This is a genomic window from Altererythrobacter sp. (assembly GCF_050299635.1).
Lineage (GTDB): Bacteria > Pseudomonadota > Alphaproteobacteria > Sphingomonadales > Sphingomonadaceae > Erythrobacter.
Genome location: NZ_JBNKWF010000004.1, coordinates 51983 through 73290, shown reverse-complemented (window position 1 = coordinate 73290; position 21308 = coordinate 51983). Strand labels below are relative to the sequence as shown.

Here is a 21308-nt window from a genome sequence, read left to right as displayed (position 1 = left end):
GCAATGCGGTTGCCCCGTCTTCCTTCCCTGCCGATCGTCCCGACGCAGCGAACCGCCTGGCTGGCGGCTGCAGCTGCGCCGTTCGCGCTGGTGATCGCTGCGACGGCGCCGCAGGCCTGGATGATCGCCCCGGCTGCGGCGGGCGCGCTGCTGCTGGTGGTCATTATGGATGCGCTGCTAGCGGGCAAGGTCGAAAGCTGGAACATATCCGCGCCCGCCGATGCGGAAGTGGGCGAGCCGACGCCAATCACCTTGCGCTGCGCGTTCCGCTCCGGCGTTCGCAGGCAAATCGAAGCGGCGCTGCAATTCGACACTCGCCTCGATGAAGGCGGACGCGCAATCGTTCCGCTCGCTGCCAGCCCCGATGGCGTGGGCTTTCGCGGTATCCATCAGGCGCGGCCCAATCGCCGGGGCACGGCACAGATCACACACGCATGGCTGCGCTGGACCGGGCCGCTTGGCCTGGGCGCGCGGCAGGCCGATCGCCCGATCGAGCGCGAGGTGCGGATCTGGCCCGATCTTTCGCCGGTCCGCTCGCCCGAACTCCAGACCTTCCTGCGCGACGCACAGATGGGCCTTATCGCCCGGCGCATTCGCGGCGAAGGCACGCAGTTCGAGGCATTGTCCGAATACGAACCCGGCATGGATCGCCGCCGGATCGACTGGAAGGCGAGCGCACGCCACACCAAACTCTATGCCCGCGAGAACGAAAGCGAGCGCAACAACCAGATCGTTTTCGCCTTCGATTGCGGGCAGGCGATGTGCGAGCCGGTCGATGGCCTGCCGCGCATCGATCGAGCTGTTTCTGCTGCGCTTACGTGCGCTTATGTCGCGCTCAAGGGCGGCGACCGGGTGGCGCTGTTCGGCTTTGCCCAGCGGCCCGAAGTCATCACGCCCTTCATCCGCGACGCGCGCGCATTTCACCGCCTGCAAGGCGCAGCGGCCGGGCTCGACTACCATTCCGCCGAGCCCAATTTCACGCTCGCGCTGGCGACACTGACCGCCCGGCTGAAGCGGCGTTCGCTGGTGGTGCTGTTCTCAGATTTCACCGACCTCACCGCCGCCGAACTTATGGTCGAAAGCGTCGGCAGGCTGGTCGACAAACACCTGGTGTTGTTCGTGACCATCGCCGACAGCGAGTTGGAAGAATTCGTCGCGGCCGAACCAGGCGACCTTGCGACGCTGGCACGCAGCGTGACCGCGGATACGCTCGCCCGCCAGCGCGCGCTGGTGCTGAGCCAGCTCAGGCGGCTGGGCGTTGATGTGATCGAAGCGCCGTGGGACCAGATCGGCTATCGCCTGATCGACCGTTATTTCGCCATCAAGCGGCAGGAAGCGATCGGATGAAGGCGCCAATCATCTCAAGTTGGCTGCGCAAGGGCGAGGTCGAGGCCCCGCCGGACATCGAAAGCGCATCGCTGCGCTCAGACCGCTTCAGGCTGGAACGCGAAGGCGACTGGAAACGGCTTGAGGACATTCTCAAGCGGATCGAGCGCGGCTCGCTGCGCCGCGTTAGCGACGAAGACTTGCTCGCGCTCCCCACGCTCTATCGCACAGCCGCCTCCAGCCTTGCAGTGGCACGCGAAACCTCGCTCGACCGCTCCACGCTCGACTATCTCGAAGCGCTGGTCCAGCGCGCATGGTTCCAGGTCTATGGCCCGCGCCAGGGCCTGTTCGCCTGGATGCGGAGCTTCCTGGCGGGCGGGTGGAGCCGCGCGATTCGCGAAATCTGGCTCGACCTGTGCATTGCGCTATTCATGATGATTTGCGGAACGGTGGTGGGCTGGCTGCTCGTCGCGCAGGACAAGGAATGGTATTACCGCCTTGTCCCGACGCAGTTCATGGACACCCGCGTGCCCGGCGCCACGCGCGAACAATTGCTCGAATCATTGGCAACCAAGGATGGGGCGGGCGGCTTGTCGGGCTTCGCCGCAATGCTGTTCAGCAACAATGCCGGGATCGCCATCCTCGCCTTTGCGCTCGGCTTTGCCTTCGGAATCCCTTCACTGATGCTGCTGATCCACAATATGGCCGTGCTGGGCGCGATGCTGTGGCTGTTTTCAGGGCAGGACCTCACATTCGAATTCGTCGCCTGGTTGAGCGTTCATGGCACGACCGAACTCTTCGCGATCCTGCTGGCCGGCGCGGCGGGTCTCCACATTGGCCGGTCGATGGCCTTTCCCGGCAACCGCTCGATCCTGGCCGCGGCCTCGGAGAGCGGAAAGCGCGGAGCACTGGTCATGGTCGGCGTCGTCATCATGCTGGTGGTCGCAGCGATTCTTGAAGCCTTTCCGCGCCAGCTGATCGGCGGACTGGAAGACCGCTTCCTGATCGGCGGGACCATGCTGGTGCTTTGGCTGGCCTATTTCTTCGCCTATCGCCCGCCCTCCAGTGGAGCCGAAGCATGAGCGCAGCAGGCACAGCGGCTATCTACAGCCCAATGGGCGCGTCTTCCCGCCGCCGTATCATCACGACGCCGGAAGGGATCGCCCTGCCTGTGACTGTCGCATCGCGCGGCGCACGCGTGGGGGCGCTGATCCTCGATTTCGTTATCCAGTTCCTGGCTTTGCTGATCTTCACCATCTTGATGGGCTGGCTGTTCGGCGGGCTGATGGATGTGATCGAGGGGATGGAAGACCAGGTGGCAGGAACCGCTGAATTCCTGATCATCATCTACCTCATCTTCCTGTTCCTGATGCGTTACGGCTATTTCCTCGCGTGCGAGCTGGGTCCGCGAGGCGCAACGCCGGGCAAGCGCATTACCGGCATCAGGGTAGCGGCGCGCGACGGGGGGCGACTTACTGCCGAAGCCGTGATCGCCCGCAATTTGCTGCGCGATATCGAGCTGTTCCTGCCGCTCGTATTCCTGCTGGAAGCTCCAGGCGGCGCAATGGGCAATGCCGGATTTGCAGGCCTCGCCTGGTTCCTGCTGTTCATGGCCTTTCCCTTCTTCAACAAGGACGCGCTGCGTGCCGGGGACGTGATCGCCGGAACATGGGTGGTCGAGGCTCCACGCGGCAAATTGGCGGAAACGCTTTCTACGCAAGGTGCGGCGAGCGGCACCAGTTCACTGACCGGTGCGCAATATGAGTTCGGCGAGGCGGAGCTTTCGGTCTATGGCGAACACGAGTTGCAGACGCTGGAACGCGTGCTGCGCGATGGAACGGAGGAATCAATCATCGCCGTGCATGAAACGATTTGCCGCAAGATCGGCTGGGAGCCGGGCGCAGGCGATGAGCGTGCCTTCCTTGAAGCGTTCTACGCCCAGTTGCGCGCGCGGCTGGAAGGCGGGATGCGCTTCGGCAAACGCAAGCGGGACAAGTTCTCGTGAGCCGATACCGTATAGAGGCGGACGATCTGCGCGATCCTGCGGTGCTGGGCCTGATACAGCTCCATCTTGACGAGATGTACCAATGGTCGCCGCCCGAAACGGTCCATGCCTTGCCTGCCGAACGGCTGCGCCAGCCCGATGTCAGCTTTTACGCCGCGTGGGATGGCGACACTCTGGCTGCAGTCGGCGCGCTGAAGGAGCTGGATGGTGAGCGCGGCGAGCTCAAGGCGATGCGCGCATCCCCTGCCTTTCGCGGCAAGGGTGCGGGTGAAGCCATATTGCTGCACCTGATTGGAGAAGCACGGCGGCGCGGGTATCGCTGGCTGGGGCTCGAGACTGGGCGACCGGATCCCTTCCTCCCGGCCAAGAAGCTCTATGAAAAGCATGGCTTTGCCGAATGCCCCGCTTTCGGCGACTATGTTTCGGATGAGTTCAGCCTGTGCATGGATATGGACCTGACATGACCAGCCGGCGCTCATTCATGGCAGGCGGCGCGGCACTGGCGGCCAGCGCCTGCGTGCCGATCGATACCAGCCCCACCGGCCGCCTGTCGGCAAAGCTGCGGATCATCGAAGCCGCGAGCGGTGGCACATTGGGCGTCGGTCTGCTTGATGCCGAAAATGGAGCAATGCTTAGCCACAACGCCCAAATGCGCTTTGGCCATTGCTCGTCATTCAAGTTTTCTCTCGCCGCCATGGTGCTGGCGCGGGCGCAAAGCGGCGCAATCGATGCCGATGAGCATGTGACGTGGAGCAAAGACGATCTGATGTCCGTCTCACCTTTTACGACGAAACGGATTGAGGAGGGGGCGACGCTGCGCGAATTGGCCGAAGCGGCGCAGAAGTACAGCGACAATGCCGCTGCCAACATCCTGCTGAAGCAGCTAGGCGGGCCGGAAGCACTGACGGCGTTCTGGCGCGAGATTGGCGATGGGACTAGCCGCCTCGACCGTATCGAACCTGCGCTCAACAATGTTCCGCCGGGTGAAGAACGCGACACGACTACCCCCACCGCAATGGCGCGGACAGTTTACCGGCTTGCCTTTGGATCCGTCCTCGATCCGGAAGACCAGCAAACACTACGGCAATGGACGACGGACACCAAAACAGGTGTGCGGCGCGTCCGCGCAGGCCTTCCGGAGAGCTGGCCAGCGGGCGACAAGACCGGCACGTCGAACTGGCCGGGCGTGGGCAGCATCTATGTCGATGTGGGCTGGGTCCACCCGCCGGAACGCGAGCCGCTGACCTTCGCAACCTACTTCCAATCGCGATCAGCACTGGAAGGCATGGATCCCGCTTCCGAGCAGGTATTGGCTCAGGTGGGCGAGGTTCTTGCGGCCTTTGCCCTGCACGGATCCTCTCCCGCCTGAGCGGTAACTCACGCCCCCAATGCGCCAAGTTATCCACTGATCGCCCAGCACAATTTTTAGCGGGCCCGCCCGCCATGCTAGCTTTCTCTCCCTCAATCTTGGGGGAGAGAGACAATGGACTGGAAGTACCACTTCGACCAGGCGCTGGCGGCGGAACTGGCCGAAAAGATCGGGCTGGCGCTGGTCGCACTTTTGGCGACCTGGGCACTGGCCAAGGCCGCCAAATGGACCTTCGCGAAGCTGGTCGACAATGTCGACTTCTTCAAGCGCGGCACCGGCAGCGGAGAATCGCTGGGCGTTTCGCTTGGAAAAATCGTTTCGCTGCTGATCTGGCTGTTCGGCCTGCTCATCATTCTCAACATATTGGGTCTTGGCGGCGTGGCAGGGCCGGTCGACAGCTTGCTTGAGAATGTCGTCGACTTCCTGCCCAATCTGCTGTGGGCTGGGCTCATCTTCTTCATCGGGATGATGGTGGCGCGAATCGTGCGCGACATCGTGGTCACCGCCTTGCAAACGGTCGATTTCGACAAGTGGGCCAATCGCGGCGGCGTGGACAATGTCACCGGCAATTCCACCATCAGCAAGACCATAGGAACGATCATCTATGTGCTTATCGCGATCCCTTTCGCGATCGCGGCGATCGAACAACTTGGCATTGAGTCGATTTCAGGCCCTGCCAGCGACATGCTGCGGATCATCCTGACGTCCATTCCCAATGTCATATTTGCGGGTATCCTGCTGGCGATAGGCTATTTCATCAGCAAATTCGTGGTTCAGATCATCAAGGAAGTGCTGCCGGGTCTCGGCGTAGACCGGGCGCTGGGCGAAAGCGGGTTGATTGCCGACGGCACGACCGCTTCCAGCATCATTGCCCGCGTGGTCCAGGTGGCAATCGTGCTTTTCTTCGCGATCGCCGCGACGGAAACGCTCGCCTTCCCGCAGCTCACTGCGATCCTCGACCAATTGCTGGAACTTGGCGGCCGGGTGATCTTTGGTGCGGTGGTCATTGCCTTCGGTTTCCTGATCGCAAACCTGCTTGCACGATTGATCAGCGGTGATGGTGAAAGCGCCACGGCGGCCACGATCGTCAAATGGCTCACCATCGTTCTGTTCGTCTTCATGGGGCTCGATTTCACCGGCATCGGCGGAATGATCCCGACCAACATCCTGACGATCATAATCGCTGGGCTGGCTGTCGCCGGTGCGCTGGCCTTCGGACTCGGGGGCCGCGAATGGGCCGCCAGAAAGCTGGAGCAACTGGACAAGACGAACTCTGGCTGAGCGATATCTCGCAAGAGCCGAGTGACGGGGCGCGGCGGCCATGCCACCGCGCCCTTTCCTTTGGTGCGGTCAGGCGGCGAGCGAAGCGATCATCCCTTCGTTGAGCCAGCGGCCGAGCATGGCCCCGGCGCGCATGGCAGCCTGTTGACCCGAATCTTCCGTGATCTGCGCGCTGGCGAGCGCGCCGCACACTTCTCCATAGCTCGCGCCCTCCTGCATGGCGCGGAAGGCCTGCGCCTCTTCTGCGGCAACCATCAGGAATGTCGGGCGCTCACCTTCACGCCAAACCAGCGCCCCGGCGGGCGCATCAAGCGCGTGGACGGGCCGTTCGAAGTCATTCTCACGGGTCGCGTTCCAGATCGTGCGCAAATCGTGATTCACCACGCGCGCCGTGGCGCCGGGCATGAAAGCGAGGCGCAGTTCGGCCCAATCCTCCTCGCCAAAGCCCGACGTATTCTCGGCAAAGCCGGCGCCGTCGAGCGGCACTCTGTTCTCGGCAGTAAAAACCTGAAGCATGTTCCATTCGAGCCATGCCAGTTCCGCCACTTCGGGATCATGCGCAAACAGAGCCTCACAGGTGGCATCGAAACCTGCTCCAGCTTCGTCGATCGTCCAGCCGCCAGGCGGATTGCTGATCAAATGATGAGCGGCCGCACGCCGAAAAGCCTCTTCACCAGCCCAGCGCGCAGTTCGTTCGTAAGTGCTGCGCAGCGCGTCAACCAGTGCGGACCGGTAATTGTTGCGATAGACTGCCATGCCAGCCGCTTGGCGCGCGCTCCAGCTATCGGGCGCGGGTACATCCTCATCCAGCACCTGCGCCATGAATGCGGATTGTGTCTCAGCCAGCCTCATGCCGCGGCACTCCTGCTGGGCTGCTTCGCGACTTTGCGCGCCAATTCCAGCTCATCCATCAGTTCGGGCAGCGGCGGGATCTTGTCGTCACGCTCGATCATGGTTGCGACCGGCCCCAGCCTGGCCATGGCACGGCCATAGAGCGCCCACACCTCATCGCAGACCGCGCGGTCATGCGTGTCGATGACAATTTCGCACTCGTCGCTTCTGGGTGAATGCCCCGCCAGGTGGATTTGCCGCACACGCTCCAGCGGCAGCCCATCGAGATAGTCCTGCGTCGAGAATCCGTGATTGCAGGCACTGACATAGACATTGTTGACGTCCAGCAGCAGGTAGCAGCCTGTCCGCTGCGCCATTTCCGAGATAAATTCCCACTCGGCCATCTCGTCCTGCGGGAAGGTCATGTAGCTTGAGGGGTTTTCGATCAGCATCGCCCGCCCGAGATGATCCTGCGCCCGCCCGATATTCTCGCAGACCACGCCCAGCGCTTCCTGCGTGAGCGGCAAGGGCAGCAGATCGTGGCTGTTATGCGCGCTGGTGCGGGTCCAGCACAGATGGTCCGAGATCCATAGCGGATCAATCCGCTCTGCCAGCCGCTTCAGCCGGTCAAGATAGGCAGGATTGAGCCCGCAAACCGAACCGATCGACATCGACACGCCGTGCAGAATAACGGGATGTTTGGCGCGAACCTGCTCCAGCACGCGTAGCGGCTTGCCCCCATCGACCATGTAGTTTTCGCTGATGACCTCGACGAAATCGACCGGCACATCGCCATCGAGAAAATCGGCGTAATGCGTGCGTCGCAGGCCCAGCCCGAAGCCGCAGAAGGGTTCGATCGAACTCATTGCGAATATCCCGAAATCGAGTGGGTGACCCGGCGCCGAGTCAGGGGGGCATGAGGGAGGCGCCGGATCACCCGAGGGTCGACGATTGGCTTAACCAAGATCGCCGATAGTTCCGCCAGTCGAGAGGCATTCACCGGCTTTCATCGCCTTGAAGCCGTGGCCCTTGCATTCGTTCTGGCCCTTGCAAGCATGCTCGCTGGTCGCGCAATCGGCCTGGCCCTTGCAACTGTTGACGCCATAACAGTGGACTGTGTCTTCCGAGCCGACGGCAGTGCCGGAGGAGCCAGCAGGCGGTTCGGCAGCGAAGGCCGCGACCGATGAAAGCGCCATTGCGCCGGCCAGTGCGGCCACTGCTGTCTTGCGGGTCTGGATAATCATGAAGTCCTCCAAATGGGAATGGTTCTGCCCATGGGCGGGCACAATGGAGTTCGGACGAGACTGGCCTGACGTTACAGTCCGGCTTTGATCGATGAAAAAAGATGAGGTTCCCGGAATATCGGCGGCACCTGTAACCGCGCCGCAGCCCTCTCCGAACCAGCAGGCAATCCCGGCGAGCGCGCCGGTCAACATGACCATCAATTTCTACGGAGAACCCAAATGAAAACCAAGTCGATCGCCGGTTTCGCTGGCCTTGCCCTCAGCGCTGGAATTGCCGCCGGTATCGCTGCTACGCCTGCTGCTGCAGCGGAGCAGAAAGCGCCGATGGAGAAATGCTATGGCATTGCCAAGGCCGGCCAGAACGATTGCGCTGCCGGGCCAGGCACATCCTGTGCGGGCACTTCCACCCGCGATTATCAGGGCAATGCCTGGAAGCTCGTGAAAAAGGGCACTTGTGAGAGCATCGCCACGCCGAAGGGCAAAGGCTCGCTCAAGCCGATCAACCGCTGATCGACCCGGCGTAGCGAGGGAGAGTGGCGATGGGTGCTTTGATTTCGCATTGCGACCGCATGTTCGGCATGCTGTCGGGGCGGCTGTTCGAAAGCCTGGTGCTGCTGTTCGTGCGTCTGGCCCTTGCCGGTATATTCTGGCGATCGGGCCGTACGAAGGTGGTCGAAGGGACGTGGCTCCAGATCAGTGACACCACGAAATACCTGTTCGAAAACGATTACTCGGACGTACCGATTCCGCCTGACATTGCCGCGCATTTGGCGACCTATTCCGAGCATCTGTTCCCGATCCTCCTGGTCCTCGGCCTTGCCACGCGATTTTCTGCGCTGGCCTTGCTGGGCATGACGCTGGTAATCCAGATCTTCGTCTTTCCCGAAGCCTGGTGGAGCGTGCATATCGTGTGGGTGGCTCTGGCAATGGTGCTGATTTCGCGCGGAGCCGGAATGCTCTCGCTCGACGCGGCGTTCATGAAGGCACGCGGGCGGTGATCTCGGACGAATCCACCCTCGCCCGGCTGATGGCGGCGGCACAGCGGGGCGACAGGCCCGCCTACAATGTACTGCTGTCTGAAGCGGGCATGTGGCTTGAGCGCTACTTCAGCAGACGCGTGCCCCCTCACCAGATCGACGATCTGGTGCAAGACGTGTTGCTGGCGCTGCATTCCAAACGATCGACCTATGATCCGGCACGGCCTTTCCTGCCGTGGCTCGCGGCAATCGCGCGCTATCGCTGGATCGATCACCTGCGCAAGGTTTATCGCCATGAAGCGGACGAGTTGGGCGACAATGATGCGAGCGTGGACAGCGAGGAGGATGTGGTTGAAGCGCGGGTGAGCCTTGAGCGGCTATTCGTCCATCTGCCACAGAAACAGGCGGAAGTGATCGAACTGGTGAAGATCGAAGGCAATTCGATCCGCGAGGCATCCGAAAAGACAGGCCAGAGCGAAAGCCTGGTAAAAGTGAATATCCATCGCGGGCTGAAGAAACTGTCCGCGCTTATCGAGAAGGCAGAGTGACATGAACCGGGCGCGAGAGAACATGATCGCCTCACTGACTGACGGGCTGGAACCGGTCCGCAGCTTCCGTATGCGGGATGGCGTGCTGGCCGTGGGCGTAGCCGGCATCGTCACTTTGGTCGGCATCGCGCTCATCGAAGGACTCTGGAACGGGGTATGGAACGGCGAGGCCAAGCCATTCTTCTGGGTTACCAACGGGTTGCTGCTATTGCTTGGGCTTGTCAGCAGCGGCGCGGCCGTGGGGCTTGCCTCACCTTCGGTGGGCAATCGACACGATGCACCGAAATGGGCGGCTGCGATGACGGGCGTTCTGCCGATCGCCGCGATCATAAGCCTGATCCCGCATGAGGATCCAATTGGTACCGTGATGGACCCCGCCTCGACTCATTGCCTGGCCTTTGCACTGGGAGCTTCTCTGCTGACGGGCGTTGTACTGACGATATGGCTGCGGCGCGGCGCGCCGGTGTCGCTCAATGCGGCAGGCTGGATGGCCGGGCTGGCCGCAGGCGCGCTGGGATCGGTGACCTATGGCATGTCTTGCCCGCTCAATTCGGTCACTCATCTGGGTATCTGGCATATCCTTCCGGTTGCGATTGCCGCTATTGTGGGCCGATTGGCGATCCCGCCGCTAGTCAGGTGGTGAGAGGATTCAGAGCCACTTCCACTTCCAGAACAGCGCGAGCATGGCCAGGAAGATCGCCGCGCACATGCCGACCACAATCCAGAACGCGTCCGCATCCTGAACGCCCGGCATTCCGCCGACATTGATGCCCAGCAGGCCGGTAACGAAACTCAGCGGCAGGAAGATCGCAGCCACAATCGTGAGCAGATAGTTCGTCCGCTCATTGCGCGCGATCGAGCGCCCGCGAATATCGTCCATCAGCACCACCGCGCTTTCCTTGCTGATGTCGAGATCTTCCAGATAGCGCCGCAACCGGTCGATGCTCTCGGCGATTTCGCGCCGGTCGTGATCCTCGAACCATTCGGGCGCGACGCGCGAGATAGCTTCCAGCGCTTCATGCATCGGCCCCATATGCCTCTTGAGCCCCAGGCAATTGCGGCGAATGGTGGCGATCTTTTCCAGCATGCCTTCGGGATCGTCTTCCGGATCGCGCTCTTCCAGCTCGTCGATATGCTCGTTCATGTCGACGATCGAGCGGTTCATCCGCGTAATCATCGCTTCGGTGATCTCGGTGATGAGCGCCCCGCAATCGTTCGGCCCCGCTTCGCGGCGGTCGATCATCTTGAGTACATAGCGCGGGGTCTGCAGCGGCAACCGGCGCAGGGTCAACAGCCGCTTGCCATCGCACCATAGCTGCATCGAAAGCATGTCTTCCGGCTGCGCATCGGGGTTGAAATTGATGCCCCTCAGCGTTGCCACCAGCGTTTCCCCCTCCCTGAAGGCGCGCGGACGGGTCTTGTCGCTGACGAGCAGTTCGCGGGTCGGCTCGGAGATTTCCAGCTCGCGGAGCCATTCCTCCACTCCCGGCCGAGTGCGGCACAGGTGGACCCACAGCACCTCTCCATCGCCATCGGGCTGCCATGCGCGCGCCTCGTCCCAGGTGACAGGACGGCCAGCGCCCTGCCCATCCAGAACGCGGCCAAAGATCAGGGGATTGTCCCCGTTGCCGTCTTCCGCCTGGTCGGGCTGCCGATCGTCGAACTCTTCGTCCATCGCGCCTTCATGCCTCAAACATTCGGCGCTGTCATTGCCCCTTCATCGCGCGGCGCCTATATGCCCGGCCATGTCTTCAGTGAGACCTTGGCGCGACATAGAACGTCGCAAGAGCCGCCAGATCATGGTCGGCAATGTCCCGGTGGGTGGCGATGCGCCGATCACGGTGCAGACCATGACCAATACGCCGACCGAAGATGCGGCGGCGACCATCGACCAGATCCGCCGCTGCGAGGATGCTGGCGCGGATTTGATCCGCGTGTCCTGCCCGACGGAGGAAGCGACCGCGAGCTTCGCGAAAATCGCCAGGGCAGCGCGAGTCCCGCTGATCGCGGACATCCATTTCCATTACAAGCGCGCGCTTGAGGCCGCCGATGCAGGCGCGGCCTGCCTGCGCATCAACCCGGGCAATATCGGCAGCGACGAGCGGGTGGCCGAAGTCGTCCGCGCGGCCAAGGCCAATGGCTGCGCGATCCGCATCGGCGTCAATGCGGGTTCGCTCGAAAAGGATCTGCTCGAGAAATATGGCGAACCCTGCCCCGAAGCGCTGATCGAAAGCGCGCTCGACCATATCAAGCTTCTGCAGGATCACGATTTCCACGAATACAAGGTGGCGGTGAAGGCTAGCGACGTGTTCCTGGCCGTGGCCGCCTATCATGGCCTCGCGGAAACGGTCGATTGCCCGCTGCATCTGGGCATTACCGAGGCGGGCGGACTGATCGGCGGCACGGTAAAAAGCTCAATCGGCATAGGATCGCTGCTGTGGGCCGGAATCGGCGACACGATCCGCGTCAGCCTCTCCGCTGAGCCCGAACAAGAGGTGAAGGTCGGCTTCGAAATACTCAAAGGCCTGGGCTTGCGCACACGCGGGGTGCGGGTCGTCTCCTGCCCGTCCTGTTCACGCCAGGGCTTCGACGTGATCCGGACGGTCGAGGCGCTGGAAAACCGGCTCGAGCACATCAAGACGCCGATGAGCCTTTCGGTGCTGGGCTGCGTGGTCAACGGACCGGGCGAAGCGCGCGAGACCGATATCGGCATTACCGGCGGCGGCAATGGCAAGCACATGGTCTATCTTTCGGGCGTGACCGATCACCATGTGCAAAGCGCGGACATGCTCGATCACATTGTCGAACTGGTCGAAGCCAAGGCAGCCGAGATCGAAGCCAATATGATCGATGCGGGCAAGGCGACGGAGGTGGCCGAGTGAGCCTCTCCATCAGGCAAGCCAGGCCTGACGACCTTCCTCTGATCGCCGGCCTGATCCGCGCCCTGGCGGATTACGAGAAACTGGCGCACGAAGTGCGGTTCGATGAGGAGATTCTCGCCAGAAACCTGTTCGGCGAGCGTCCGTATGCCGAAGTGGTGATCGGCGAGGTCGATGGCGAACCCAAAGGCTTTGCGCTGTTCTTTCACAATTTCTCGACCTTTGAAGGCAAGCCGGGAATCTATCTGGAGGACCTGTTTGTCCAACCTGATGTGCGCGGCAAAGGCCTGGGCAAGGCGTTGCTTGCTCATCTCGCTTCGCTCGCAGTCGAGCGGGATTGCGCTCGGCTCGAATGGTGGGTGCTGGACTGGAACACACCCTCGATCGACTTCTACAAATCGCTCGGCGCGAAATTCATGGACGAGTGGACGGTCATGCGAGTGGACGGATCAGCGCTAACCCAATTGGCCAGCGCCGCGCCAGACGCCGCGAAATAGGTCGGCTCCCGCCATGATTGCTGCAATGTTCGCCGCCCTGCTTCTCGCGATTGCACTGGCGATGGACGCTTTTGCTGTCGCCATGGTGCAGGGAGCATCCTTCCGCCCCGGCGGCAGGGACACGCTGCGGATCGCACTCTATTTCGGGATATTCCAGGGTATCATGCCGATCATCGGCTGGGGGCTGGCCAGGCTCTCGCTCGATTGGGTGGCAGCGATCGACCACTGGATCGCCTTCGGGGTGCTGGGAATCCTCGGCTTGCGCATGCTGATAAAGTCCGAACACGACGAGGAAGCCGTTCCGCTCAACGGCCTGGCGCTGACCGGAGCGGCAATTGCCGAGAGCATCGACGCGCTTGCAGCGGGCGTCACACTGCCCACGATCGGATTGCCGATCATGACAACCTGCATCGTGATTGCCCTGGTCACCACCATCTTGTCTGCAATTGGCGTCGGCATCGGAGCAAGGCTGGGGCAAAGGTTCGGGCGGCCAGCGGAATTCCTGGGCGGGCTGATCCTCATCGGATTGGGTCTGAAGATCCTGGCCGAACACACTGGAGTGATCTGACGCATGTAGTCCATTGCCAGGCATGGACAATGCGCGCTGGCACGTGCCCACCATTTGAGCTATTTCCCACGGCGGTCGCAATCCTCCGAGGGAGAGTGTGGATATGGCCGACATCGAAACCGATTACCTCATCATCGGAGCCGGGGCCGTAGGCCTGGCCTTTGCTGATACGCTGATCGAGGAAGATCCCGATTGCCACATCACCTTTGTCGACCGGCATGCCCGCCCCGGCGGACACTGGAACGATGCCTATGGTTTCGTGGCGCTACACCAGCCGAGCGCGAATTACGGTGTAAACTCGATGGGGTTCCCGACCGAACGGATCGACACGCACGGACCGAATAAGGGGCTGCACGCGCTCGCTAGCGGAACCGAAGTGCTCGCCTATTTCGAAAAGGTCATGAATTTGCGGCTGCTGCCGACCGAGCGCGTCGCCTATTACAGGCTGAGCGAGTTCAAGGGCAGGAACGAAGCGGGCGAGGCGCGGATCGTCTCGATCCTCTCGGGTGAGGAGACAACGGTTAGAATCCGCCGCAGGCTGGTCGATGCGACATTCTACCAAACGTCCGTCCCGTCGACGCACAAGCGCCAGTTCGACGTTGCCGAAGGCGTCGATGTCGTTCCGCCCGGCGCGCTGCTCGATTTGTGGAAGCGCCCAGAGGCGCTGCCCGAACATTACGTCATCCTTGGCGGCGGCAAGACCGCGATGGACACCGCCGTCTGGCTGATCGAAGCGGGCGTAGAACCAGACCGGATTACTTGGGTGCGCCCGCGCGAGAGCTGGCTATGGAACCGCGTTTACACCCAGCCCGGCGAGGAATCGCTCGAAGACGTGGTCGGCATGCAGATCGCGATCCTCAGCGCTGCAGCCGAGGCGCAAGACGGCGCCGAACTGATGCACATGCTGGGCGAGGACGGCTATTTTCTCAGGATCGACGAATCTATCGAGCCGGAGATGTTCCACTTCGCCACCATCTCGCAGGGCGAGGTGGACATCATGCGGCGTATCAAGAACGTCATCCGCAATGGCCGGGTAAGTTCGATCGAACCGGGCAAGATGATCTTCAGGGATAGCGAAATTGCTGTTCCCGAAGGCAGCCTGTTCATCGATTGCACCGCTTCGGCTGTGCCCTTCCGCGTCAGGGAAAACAGCCGCCCGATTTTCGATGGCGACACGATCACGCTTCAGCCGCTGCATGTGCCCCTGGTGACAACCAGCGCGGCGGTGGCGGCATTCATCGAAGCCAATTACGATAATGACGAAACCCGCAACGCGCTGGCCACACCTGGCCCGCTGACCGATACGCCCGCGACCTACCCCTACAGCCTTCTCATCACCTTGACGAACCGCGGCGCATGGTCACGTGATCCCAAAATGAGTGCCTGGTTGGCGACGGCCCGCATCGACATGCTGAGCCCAACAATCGCCAAGCTCTCGGCAGAAGGCAGCCCAAAGCTGGCAATACTTGCTCAATTTCAAGATGTTATATCGAAGAACATGCCCGCGATGGCGCAGCTCGGCATGAAGGCCAAGGCTGTGCACGAGGCGGCATAAATTCGCTATTCACTCATCTTACAACTTTGGGGTAGTATAGCACAGGTATGAAGAGACGGGATCTCTTGAGTGGCGGATTGGTTGCGAGCGCTTCGCTTGCCCTGCCCACGCGCGTCTTTGCTACGCCGCGTGCCGGATCAAAGCGCGACCGCGCGCTGTTCGAACTGGCCAAGCGCGAGCTGGACCGGGCCGGTGACGTCGTGTGGAAGCGCGATATCGTGGGCGTGGCCGATTATGGCCTGCATTCGGCCGAGCGCCGGTTCCATTTCGTCAATCTCGATCGCGAAGAAGTCCAAAGCTATCACGTCGCGCATGGATCGGGCTCCGATCCCGAGCACGATGGCTGGCTCAATCGTTATTCCAACGTCGAAGGGTCCAACGCGACGAGCCGCGGCGCCTATATCACCTGGGAATGGTACGTCGGCCGTTACGGCACCTCGGTGCGGTTGGGCGGCCTCGATTCCACCAACAACAATGCTTTCGACCGCGCAATCGTGATGCATCGCGCCAAATATGCCGAACCAGAGCATATTTCACGCTGGGGCCGCCTGGGCCGTTCCAACGGTTGCTTTGCCATGGGCGAGGAACAGTTCAGGATCGCGCTGCTCAACCTGTCAGGCGGGCGGCTGCTCTATGCCGACAGCCTGGGCTGGAACGAAGACGGCAGCGTGGTCCCGGTCCACAGCGTCGAGCCGCTGGTTGCTGACGACGCGCATTGGCCGAAACGGATCAATCCGGGCGTTTACTGACCTACAGTGCGCCCGTCAGGTCCGAAGATCGTCGATGATCTCGACCACTTCCTCGTCTGTCTCGGTCGCGCGATTTGAAACACGCGGCTGGTCGAGGCTCGCCAGCACCGGCGCATCGCGCCCGTAGATATCCTTGAAGGTTGCCAGATCGCCGTCGATGTCCGAAGCCATGGTGAAATAGGTGATATAGACCGGCATCTCGCGTTCGATCGGCACGCGGGTGTACTTGCCTGAGGTGGCAACCTCGACCGCTTCTTCCTTGGTCGCACCCTTACCCAGGATCGCCATGGTGATCGCCAGTTCCAGCGCGCGTTCGGTGCGGATGCAGCCATGGCTCAGCGCGCGTTGATCGGCATTGAACAGCCCGCGCGAAGGCGTGTCGTGCAGGAAGATCGCATGCGGATTGGGCATGTCGAGCTTCATCATCCCCAGCGAATTTCCCGGGCCCGGCTGCTGAACCACGCTGATGTAGCCATTGGCGCCCTTGACCGCCTTGTAGCCGGCGCGACGCGCCCAGGCCGGATTGGCGAGGACCTTTGCGCCCAGCCCTTCACCCTTCACGATCGACTGCGGCACAGTCCATGTAGGGTTGAAAATCACACCCTCGACCTTCTCCGCCAATTGCGGCGTCGCGGTGCGCCCCGGCTTGCCCACGATAGTGCGATAGGTGCTAATGATCTTGTCATTCACCGTCAGGCGGAGCTGGTATTCGGGCACATTGGTGATGAGATATTGCTTGCCCAGATCGCGGGCGAGCCAGCGCCAGCGATCCATATTGGCCCGGATCAACTTGCGGCGGGCGGAATCTTCCGTCTTCGCCAGCTCTTCCTTGAGCCGCGCATAGTCCGGATGCGTAGGATCGAGTTGCGCCAGAGTACCGGCGATGTCGCCGCTCGCCACCGCTTGCTCAAGCAGGTCAGCGGTGCGGAAGCGGTCGCGATCGGGATCGACCACAAACCATTGCTTGCGCGCATCCATCGGCGTGCGCCCGTCGCGCAGATCCTCAACCAGCCACACGAAACTGCGGCTGGCGAGTTCGTCAAGTTCCTGCGACGGGCCGGAGGCGATTGCAGTGCGCAGGGCCTGGAGGTCGTAATCCTTCGGATCGAGGCCTTCCGCCCCGATACCTTCGATTACCTGCACCAGCGCATCAGCCTTCTCCAATGACCAAGCTGCGATCAGCGGCTTGGGCGTGGCATCGAGGTCGCCCTGCACAACCGGTTCGGAAACCATGTTCGGAAAGGCGGCTTCGAAGGAACCGGGCTTGGGGCCCACCTCGACCTCTGCCTCATTGTGCCGGTCTTCGGGCAGCAGGCTTTCCGGCTCGGCCTGTTGCGCCAAGGCCGCACCGCCAATCGCCAAGGCGGCCACTCCAGCAATCCACTTGCCCGCCGTCATACGCATAAGAATCTGAACTTCCTTAATCTTTCAACTTGGCAGACGCTACACAGAACGCCTGCAAATGCCGATATATTAGTACCGATTGCTATAGAAGGCCACGGCTTTCGCTCCTGTGAACCCGGGTGCAAATCAACGGCATCGATAGCGTGGCGAATAGGGTGACGGCACCGCGCTGCTCGCCTATGGCGGCACGGATGCGCCAATCCGAACCTTCGCTCAGACCCTATATCGCCACGATCGCGGGAATTGCGCTGTTTTCAGCGATGGATGCGGCGATGAAAGGCGCTTCGATCGCAACCGGGGCCTACAGCGCCTATCTGCTGCGCTGCCTGATCGGCCTGGCCATGATCGCCCCTTTCTGGTGGTTTTCCGCGCGCAAATGGCCCTCTCGCGCTACGATGAAGATCCACCTCCTGCGCGGCACGGTTGTCGCCTTCATGGGGTGGACCTTCTTCTTCTCGCTCGTGAGGCTCCCACTGGCAGAAGCGATCGCGCTGTCATTCATATCGCCGCTGATCGCGCTCTATCTTGCCGCGATCCTGCTCAAGGAACAGGTCGAACGTCAGGCCATCATCGCGGCGCTGCTGGGTCTGGCTGGCGTTGTCGTTATCATTGGCGGCAAGATCGGGCGTGAACGGATGACCGACGATGCGGTGATCGGACTCGCCGCCATGATGCTGTCTGCCCTGCTCTATGCCTGGAACCTGGTGCTTCAACGCCAACAAGCATTGGTTGCGCGCCCGAGCGAAGTCAGCACGTTCCAGAATGGCGTTGTGGCGCTGGTGCTGCTCGCCGGAGCGCCTTTCCTGCTCAAACTGCCAGAGCCAGAGGTCTGGCTGCACATTACCGCCGGAGCGGTCCTGGCGGTGGGCGCGGCACTATGTCTCGCCTGGGCCTACGCCCGGGCCGAAGCGCAGGCGCTTGTGCCAATCGAATACACCGGATTCGTGTGGGCCGCTCTGTTCGGTTGGATTATTTTTGACGAAGATGTGACCTCGACAACGGTAATGGGGGCCATGCTGATCGTGATCGGCTGCTGGATCGCGACCCGTCGCCGGCCCGAACAGTCAGCCCTATAGGGCCTGATTCACCCTTCTGCCCCCTTGACCAATCGCCTGTGAAAGAGCAGGTGCCGCGGCAAAAGCGACTCCCTGTTTTTCCTCCCCAGGGGGCAACGCGAAATCACGAAAGGATGAAACCCGCATGACCCAGGTCGGCAAGGACACGCTCGCAGCCCGCTCCACCCTCAATGTGAATGGCAAGGAATACGCCTATTATTCTTTCGCCAAGGCTTCCGAGACGATTGGCGATGTCTCCCGCTTGCCGACATCGATGAAGGTCCTGCTGGAGAACCTGCTGCGCTTCGAAGACGGCGGCTTCACCGTTTCGACTGACGATATCCAGGCAATTGCCGACTGGCAGAAGAACCCGGTGACAGGCAGCGAGATCCAGTACCGTCCGGCCCGCGTGCTGCTACAGGATTTCACCGGCGTGCCTTGCGTGGTGGACCTTGCCGCGATGCGCGATGCGATCGCCAAGCTGGGCGGCGATACCGCCAGGATCAATCCGCAGGTCCCGGTAAACCTCGTCATCGATCACTCGGTCATGGTTGACGAGTTCGGCCATCCCAAGGCTTTCGAGAAGAATGTCGAACTGGAATATGCCCGCAATGCGGAGCGTTATGACTTCCTCAAATGGGGCTCGAAGAGCTTCCAGAACTTCTACGCCGTGCCTCCGGGCACCGGCATCTGCCACCAGGTGAACCTGGAGCATATCGGCAAGGGCGTTTGGTCGAGCCAGGATCAGAGCGGGGCGAGTGTCGCCTATCCCGATACTTGCGTGGGCACCGATAGCCACACCACGATGATCAACGGCCTTGGCGTGCTGGGCTGGGGCGTGGGCGGAATCGAAGCCGAAGCCGCAATGCTCGGCCAGCCGGTCTCCATGCTGATCCCCGAAGTGGTCGGCTTCAAGCTGACCGGCGCGATGGCCGAAGGCATTACCGCCACCGACCTCGTGCTCACCTGCGTGCAGATGCTGCGCGAAGTGGGCGTGGTTGGCCGCTTCGTCGAGTTCTACGGCCCCGGCGTTTCGAACCTTAGCCTGGCCGACCGCGCGACGATCGCCAATATGGCGCCCGAATATGGCGCCACCTGCGGCTTCTTCGGCGTCGACGACAAGACTCTCGACTATCTGCGCCTCACCGGCCGCAGCGAAGACCAGATCGCACTGGTCGAAGCCTATTCGAAGGAACAGGGCATGTGGTTCGAGCCGGACAATGAGCCGGTCTTCTCGAACACGCTCTCGCTCGACATGGGCGCCGTCGTGCCTTCGCTCGCCGGGCCAAAGCGCCCCCAGGACAAGGTCATCCTCCCCGAAGTGGACGATCTGTTCAACGGCGACCTCGCCAAGCTCTACAAGAAGGACGCGCCCGTCCGCGTTCCGGTGGAAGGCAAGGACCACGATATCGGAGACGGCGACGTTGTGATTGCGGCCATCACGAGCTGCACCAACACCTCCAACCCGGATGTGCTGATCGCCGCCGGCCTCGTCGCCAAGAAAGCGAATGAAAAGGGCATGAAGCCCAAGCCCTGGGTGAAGACCTCGCTCGCCCCCGGATCGCAGGTGGTTACCGACTACCTCGAGAAGGCCGGGCTGCAGGATCACCTGGACGCGATCGGCTTCGACCTCGTCGGCTATGGCTGCACCACCTGCATCGGCAATTCGGGCCCGCTCGCCCCACCGATCAGCAAGGCAATCAACGGCAATGACATCGTTGCCGCCAGCGTCCTGTCGGGCAACCGCAACTTCGAAGGACGCGTCAGCCCCGATGTGCGCGCCAACTTCCTCGCTTCGCCGCCGCTGGTGGTCGCCTATGCGCTCAAGGGCACGGTGACCGAAGACTTCGTCACTACTCCGATCGGACAGGACAGCGACGGCAACGACGTGTTCCTGAAAGACATCTGGCCGTCCAATGAAGAGGTCGCCTCGGTCCGCAATTCCAGCATCGACCGCAACATGTTCGAAACGCGCTATGCCGACGTCTACAAGGGCGACGAACACTGGCAGGCGATCAATGTCGAAGCCTCCGACACCTATCAGTGGCGCCCGGGCAGCACCTATGTCGCCAACCCGCCCTATTTCGAAGGCATGGGCATGACCCCGGCACCGGTGACCGACATCAACGATGCAAAGCCGCTGGCGATCCTGGGCGACAGTGTCACCACCGACCACATCAGCCCTGCCGGTTCGATCAAGGAAGACAGCCCGGCCGGCGAGTATCTGATGAGCAATCAGGTCGCCAAGGCAGACTTCAACTCCTATGGCTCGCGCCGCGGCAACCACGAAGTTATGATGCGCGGCACATTCGCCAACATTCGCATCAAGAACGAAATGGTTCCGGGCGTCGAAGGTGGATACACCACCTACAATGGCGAGCAGATGGCGATTTACGACGCCGCCATGAAGCACAAGGCGGACGGCACACCGCTGGTCGTTGTCGGTGGCAAGGAATATGGCACCGGCTCCAGCCGCGACTGGGCGGCCAAGGGTACCATCCTGCTCGGCGTGCGCGCCGTCATCGTCGAAAGCTTCGAGCGTATCCACCGTTCGAACCTGGTTGGCATGGGCGTGCTACCGCTGCAGTTCAAGGCGGGTGACACGCGCGAAACGCTCGGCCTCAAGGGCGATGACAGCTTCACGATCAAGGGCCTGGCGGACCTTCAGCCCGGCCAGGACGTGGAAGTCGAAGTCACACGCGCCGATGGGACCACCTTCAGCTTCACCGCGCTTTGCCGCATCGATACGGCGAACGAGATGGAGTATTACAAGAACGGCGGCATCCTGCAGTATGTGCTGAGGAAGCTCGCATCTGACTGATCGGTCCAGCCTGATTGGCGGAAGAAATTGAGGGGCGGTCCGCAAGGGCCGCCCTTTCGATTCCTCAGCTACTTTCGCGCTGAAACTCGCTTGTGCGCTCGAATGCACGGTGGAAGATCTGTTTTCGCTCGTGGACTAAGTACGTTTTAGCGAAAAAGATGGGCGGCAAACCGGATCGGATGCCGCCCGTAACCAGTCA

At 61.8% G+C, this 21308-nt stretch carries 22 protein-coding genes; 17 read left to right on the top strand and 5 right to left on the bottom strand.

What is annotated here, in order from left to right:
- Nucleotides 1-3 precede the first annotated feature (3 nt).
- The 6 genes from ACQY6C_RS03090 to ACQY6C_RS03065 all read left to right on the top strand — a co-directional run bounded on the left by ACQY6C_RS03090 (nucleotide 4) and on the right by ACQY6C_RS03065 (nucleotide 5981).
- Nucleotides 4-1347, top strand: a complete 1344-nt coding sequence (locus tag ACQY6C_RS03090; RefSeq protein ID WP_427964565.1) for a DUF58 domain-containing protein — start codon at nucleotides 4-6, stop codon at nucleotides 1345-1347.
- A complete protein-coding gene (locus ACQY6C_RS03085) occupies nucleotides 1344-2408 on the top strand; it encodes a stage II sporulation protein M (RefSeq protein ID WP_427964562.1) in 1065 nt (354 codons plus the stop codon). Before ACQY6C_RS03090 ends, ACQY6C_RS03085 begins: the two co-directional genes overlap by 4 nt.
- Nucleotides 2405-3331: an RDD family protein gene (locus tag ACQY6C_RS03080; RefSeq protein ID WP_427964559.1), complete on the top strand. Its 927-nt coding sequence runs from the start codon at nucleotides 2405-2407 to the stop codon at nucleotides 3329-3331. The genes ACQY6C_RS03085 and ACQY6C_RS03080 overlap by 4 nt, the downstream gene beginning before the upstream one ends.
- Nucleotides 3328-3795: a GNAT family N-acetyltransferase gene (locus ACQY6C_RS03075; RefSeq protein ID WP_427964556.1), complete on the top strand. Its 468-nt coding sequence runs from the start codon at nucleotides 3328-3330 to the stop codon at nucleotides 3793-3795. Before ACQY6C_RS03080 ends, ACQY6C_RS03075 begins: the two co-directional genes overlap by 4 nt.
- The gene (gene bla / locus ACQY6C_RS03070) at nucleotides 3792-4700 is read left to right on the top strand and encodes a class A beta-lactamase (protein WP_427964553.1); all 909 of its coding nucleotides are present in this window, start codon (nucleotides 3792-3794) and stop codon (nucleotides 4698-4700) included. Before ACQY6C_RS03075 ends, bla begins: the two co-directional genes overlap by 4 nt.
- Nucleotides 4701-4814: 114 nt before the next feature.
- Nucleotides 4815-5981, top strand: a complete 1167-nt coding sequence (locus ACQY6C_RS03065; protein WP_427964551.1) for a mechanosensitive ion channel — start codon at nucleotides 4815-4817, stop codon at nucleotides 5979-5981.
- 69 nt (nucleotides 5982-6050) lie between these two features.
- On the opposite strand, the gene ACQY6C_RS03060 is transcribed toward ACQY6C_RS03065, so the two are convergent.
- The 3 genes from ACQY6C_RS03060 to ACQY6C_RS03050 all read right to left on the bottom strand — a co-directional run bounded on the left by ACQY6C_RS03060 (nucleotide 6051) and on the right by ACQY6C_RS03050 (nucleotide 8056).
- Nucleotides 6051-6833 carry a putative DNA-binding domain-containing protein gene (locus ACQY6C_RS03060; RefSeq protein ID WP_427964549.1) on the bottom strand — a complete coding sequence of 261 codons (783 nt, stop codon included), beginning with the start codon at nucleotides 6831-6833 and terminating at the stop codon, nucleotides 6051-6053.
- Nucleotides 6830-7678, bottom strand: a complete 849-nt coding sequence (locus ACQY6C_RS03055) for a DUF692 domain-containing protein (protein WP_427964546.1) — start codon at nucleotides 7676-7678, stop codon at nucleotides 6830-6832. Before ACQY6C_RS03055 ends, ACQY6C_RS03060 begins: the two co-directional genes overlap by 4 nt.
- Nucleotides 7679-7768: 90 nt before the next feature.
- The gene (locus tag ACQY6C_RS03050) at nucleotides 7769-8056 is read right to left on the bottom strand and encodes a hypothetical protein (protein WP_427964544.1); all 288 of its coding nucleotides are present in this window, start codon (nucleotides 8054-8056) and stop codon (nucleotides 7769-7771) included.
- Nucleotides 8057-8275: 219 nt separating this feature from the next.
- Between ACQY6C_RS03050 and ACQY6C_RS03045 the strand changes: the two genes are divergently transcribed.
- From ACQY6C_RS03045 to ACQY6C_RS03030, 4 genes are read left to right on the top strand one after another with little or no spacing between them, the layout of a single operon-like run.
- Nucleotides 8276-8566, top strand: a complete 291-nt coding sequence (locus ACQY6C_RS03045) for a DUF2282 domain-containing protein (protein ID WP_427964541.1) — start codon at nucleotides 8276-8278, stop codon at nucleotides 8564-8566.
- 29 nt (nucleotides 8567-8595) lie between these two features.
- Nucleotides 8596-9054, top strand: coding sequence for a DoxX family protein (locus ACQY6C_RS03040; RefSeq protein ID WP_427964538.1), 459 nt, complete (start codon nucleotides 8596-8598; stop codon nucleotides 9052-9054).
- On the top strand, nucleotides 9051-9581 hold the full coding sequence (locus ACQY6C_RS03035) for a sigma-70 family RNA polymerase sigma factor (RefSeq protein WP_427964535.1): 531 nt from the start codon (nucleotides 9051-9053) through the stop codon (nucleotides 9579-9581). The genes ACQY6C_RS03040 and ACQY6C_RS03035 overlap by 4 nt, the downstream gene beginning before the upstream one ends.
- Before the next feature lies 1 nt (nucleotide 9582).
- Nucleotides 9583-10224, top strand: a complete 642-nt coding sequence (locus ACQY6C_RS03030; protein WP_427964532.1) for a DUF1109 domain-containing protein — start codon at nucleotides 9583-9585, stop codon at nucleotides 10222-10224.
- Nucleotides 10225-10230: 6 nt separating this feature from the next.
- Here the strand turns inward: ACQY6C_RS03030 and ACQY6C_RS03025 are convergent, their stop codons facing one another.
- Nucleotides 10231-11256, bottom strand: coding sequence for a CorA family divalent cation transporter (locus ACQY6C_RS03025; protein WP_427964529.1), 1026 nt, complete (start codon nucleotides 11254-11256; stop codon nucleotides 10231-10233).
- Nucleotides 11257-11326: 70 nt separating this feature from the next.
- Between ACQY6C_RS03025 and ispG the strand changes: the two genes are divergently transcribed.
- The 5 genes from ispG (at nucleotide 11327) to ACQY6C_RS03000 (ending at nucleotide 15829) form a co-directional block, all read left to right on the top strand.
- Nucleotides 11327-12463, top strand: a complete 1137-nt coding sequence (ispG, locus tag ACQY6C_RS03020; protein WP_427964526.1) for a flavodoxin-dependent (E)-4-hydroxy-3-methylbut-2-enyl-diphosphate synthase — start codon at nucleotides 11327-11329, stop codon at nucleotides 12461-12463.
- Complete coding sequence (locus tag ACQY6C_RS03015) at nucleotides 12460-12957, top strand: N-acetyltransferase family protein (RefSeq protein ID WP_427964523.1); 498 nt, start codon at nucleotides 12460-12462, stop codon at nucleotides 12955-12957. Before ispG ends, ACQY6C_RS03015 begins: the two co-directional genes overlap by 4 nt.
- Before the next feature lie 13 nt (nucleotides 12958-12970).
- Complete coding sequence (locus tag ACQY6C_RS03010) at nucleotides 12971-13525, top strand: manganese efflux pump MntP family protein (protein WP_427964520.1); 555 nt, start codon at nucleotides 12971-12973, stop codon at nucleotides 13523-13525.
- A gap of 103 nt (nucleotides 13526-13628) precedes the next feature.
- The gene (locus tag ACQY6C_RS03005) at nucleotides 13629-15080 is read left to right on the top strand and encodes an NAD(P)-binding protein (protein ID WP_427964517.1); all 1452 of its coding nucleotides are present in this window, start codon (nucleotides 13629-13631) and stop codon (nucleotides 15078-15080) included.
- Nucleotides 15081-15127: 47 nt separating this feature from the next.
- Nucleotides 15128-15829, top strand: coding sequence for a murein L,D-transpeptidase catalytic domain-containing protein (locus tag ACQY6C_RS03000; protein WP_427964514.1), 702 nt, complete (start codon nucleotides 15128-15130; stop codon nucleotides 15827-15829).
- A gap of 15 nt (nucleotides 15830-15844) precedes the next feature.
- Here the strand turns inward: ACQY6C_RS03000 and ACQY6C_RS02995 are convergent, their stop codons facing one another.
- Entirely contained in the window at nucleotides 15845-17233 is a 1389-nt protein-coding gene (locus ACQY6C_RS02995) for a L,D-transpeptidase family protein (protein WP_427964511.1), read from the bottom strand.
- Between the two features lie 179 nt (nucleotides 17234-17412).
- On the opposite strand from ACQY6C_RS02995, the gene ACQY6C_RS02990 reads away from it, so the two are divergent.
- Nucleotides 17413-18309, top strand: coding sequence for a DMT family transporter (locus ACQY6C_RS02990; protein ID WP_427964508.1), 897 nt, complete (start codon nucleotides 17413-17415; stop codon nucleotides 18307-18309).
- A gap of 124 nt (nucleotides 18310-18433) precedes the next feature.
- Nucleotides 18434-21109: an aconitate hydratase AcnA gene (gene acnA / locus ACQY6C_RS02985; RefSeq protein WP_427964506.1), complete on the top strand. Its 2676-nt coding sequence runs from the start codon at nucleotides 18434-18436 to the stop codon at nucleotides 21107-21109.
- The last annotated feature ends 199 nt before the right edge of the window (nucleotides 21110-21308 follow it).

Coding starts and splice junctions, on each gene's coding strand:
- ACQY6C_RS03065 (WP_427964551.1), top strand. CDS start 4,815: ATGGACTGGAAGTACCACTTCGACCAGGCGCTGGCGGCGGAACTGGCC.
- ACQY6C_RS03055 (WP_427964546.1), bottom strand. CDS start 7,678: ATGAGTTCGATCGAACCCTTCTGCGGCTTCGGGCTGGGCCTGCGACGC.
- ACQY6C_RS03045 (WP_427964541.1), top strand. CDS start 8,276: ATGAAAACCAAGTCGATCGCCGGTTTCGCTGGCCTTGCCCTCAGCGCT.
- ACQY6C_RS03080 (WP_427964559.1), top strand. CDS start 2,405: ATGAGCGCAGCAGGCACAGCGGCTATCTACAGCCCAATGGGCGCGTCT.
- ACQY6C_RS03060 (WP_427964549.1), bottom strand. CDS start 6,833: ATGAGGCTGGCTGAGACACAATCCGCATTCATGGCGCAGGTGCTGGAT.
- ACQY6C_RS03050 (WP_427964544.1), bottom strand. CDS start 8,056: ATGATTATCCAGACCCGCAAGACAGCAGTGGCCGCACTGGCCGGCGCA.
- ACQY6C_RS03025 (WP_427964529.1), bottom strand. CDS start 11,256: ATGGACGAAGAGTTCGACGATCGGCAGCCCGACCAGGCGGAAGACGGC.
- ACQY6C_RS03010 (WP_427964520.1), top strand. CDS start 12,971: ATGATTGCTGCAATGTTCGCCGCCCTGCTTCTCGCGATTGCACTGGCG.
- ACQY6C_RS03040 (WP_427964538.1), top strand. CDS start 8,596: ATGGGTGCTTTGATTTCGCATTGCGACCGCATGTTCGGCATGCTGTCG.
- ACQY6C_RS03085 (WP_427964562.1), top strand. CDS start 1,344: ATGAAGGCGCCAATCATCTCAAGTTGGCTGCGCAAGGGCGAGGTCGAG.
- ACQY6C_RS02995 (WP_427964511.1), bottom strand. CDS start 17,233: ATGCGTATGACGGCGGGCAAGTGGATTGCTGGAGTGGCCGCCTTGGCG.
- ispG (WP_427964526.1), top strand. CDS start 11,327: ATGTCTTCAGTGAGACCTTGGCGCGACATAGAACGTCGCAAGAGCCGC.
- ACQY6C_RS03005 (WP_427964517.1), top strand. CDS start 13,629: ATGGCCGACATCGAAACCGATTACCTCATCATCGGAGCCGGGGCCGTA.
- bla (WP_427964553.1), top strand. CDS start 3,792: ATGACCAGCCGGCGCTCATTCATGGCAGGCGGCGCGGCACTGGCGGCC.
- acnA (WP_427964506.1), top strand. CDS start 18,434: ATGACCCAGGTCGGCAAGGACACGCTCGCAGCCCGCTCCACCCTCAAT.
- ACQY6C_RS02990 (WP_427964508.1), top strand. CDS start 17,413: ATGGCGGCACGGATGCGCCAATCCGAACCTTCGCTCAGACCCTATATC.
- ACQY6C_RS03000 (WP_427964514.1), top strand. CDS start 15,128: ATGAAGAGACGGGATCTCTTGAGTGGCGGATTGGTTGCGAGCGCTTCG.
- ACQY6C_RS03030 (WP_427964532.1), top strand. CDS start 9,583: ATGAACCGGGCGCGAGAGAACATGATCGCCTCACTGACTGACGGGCTG.
- ACQY6C_RS03090 (WP_427964565.1), top strand. CDS start 4: ATGCGGTTGCCCCGTCTTCCTTCCCTGCCGATCGTCCCGACGCAGCGA.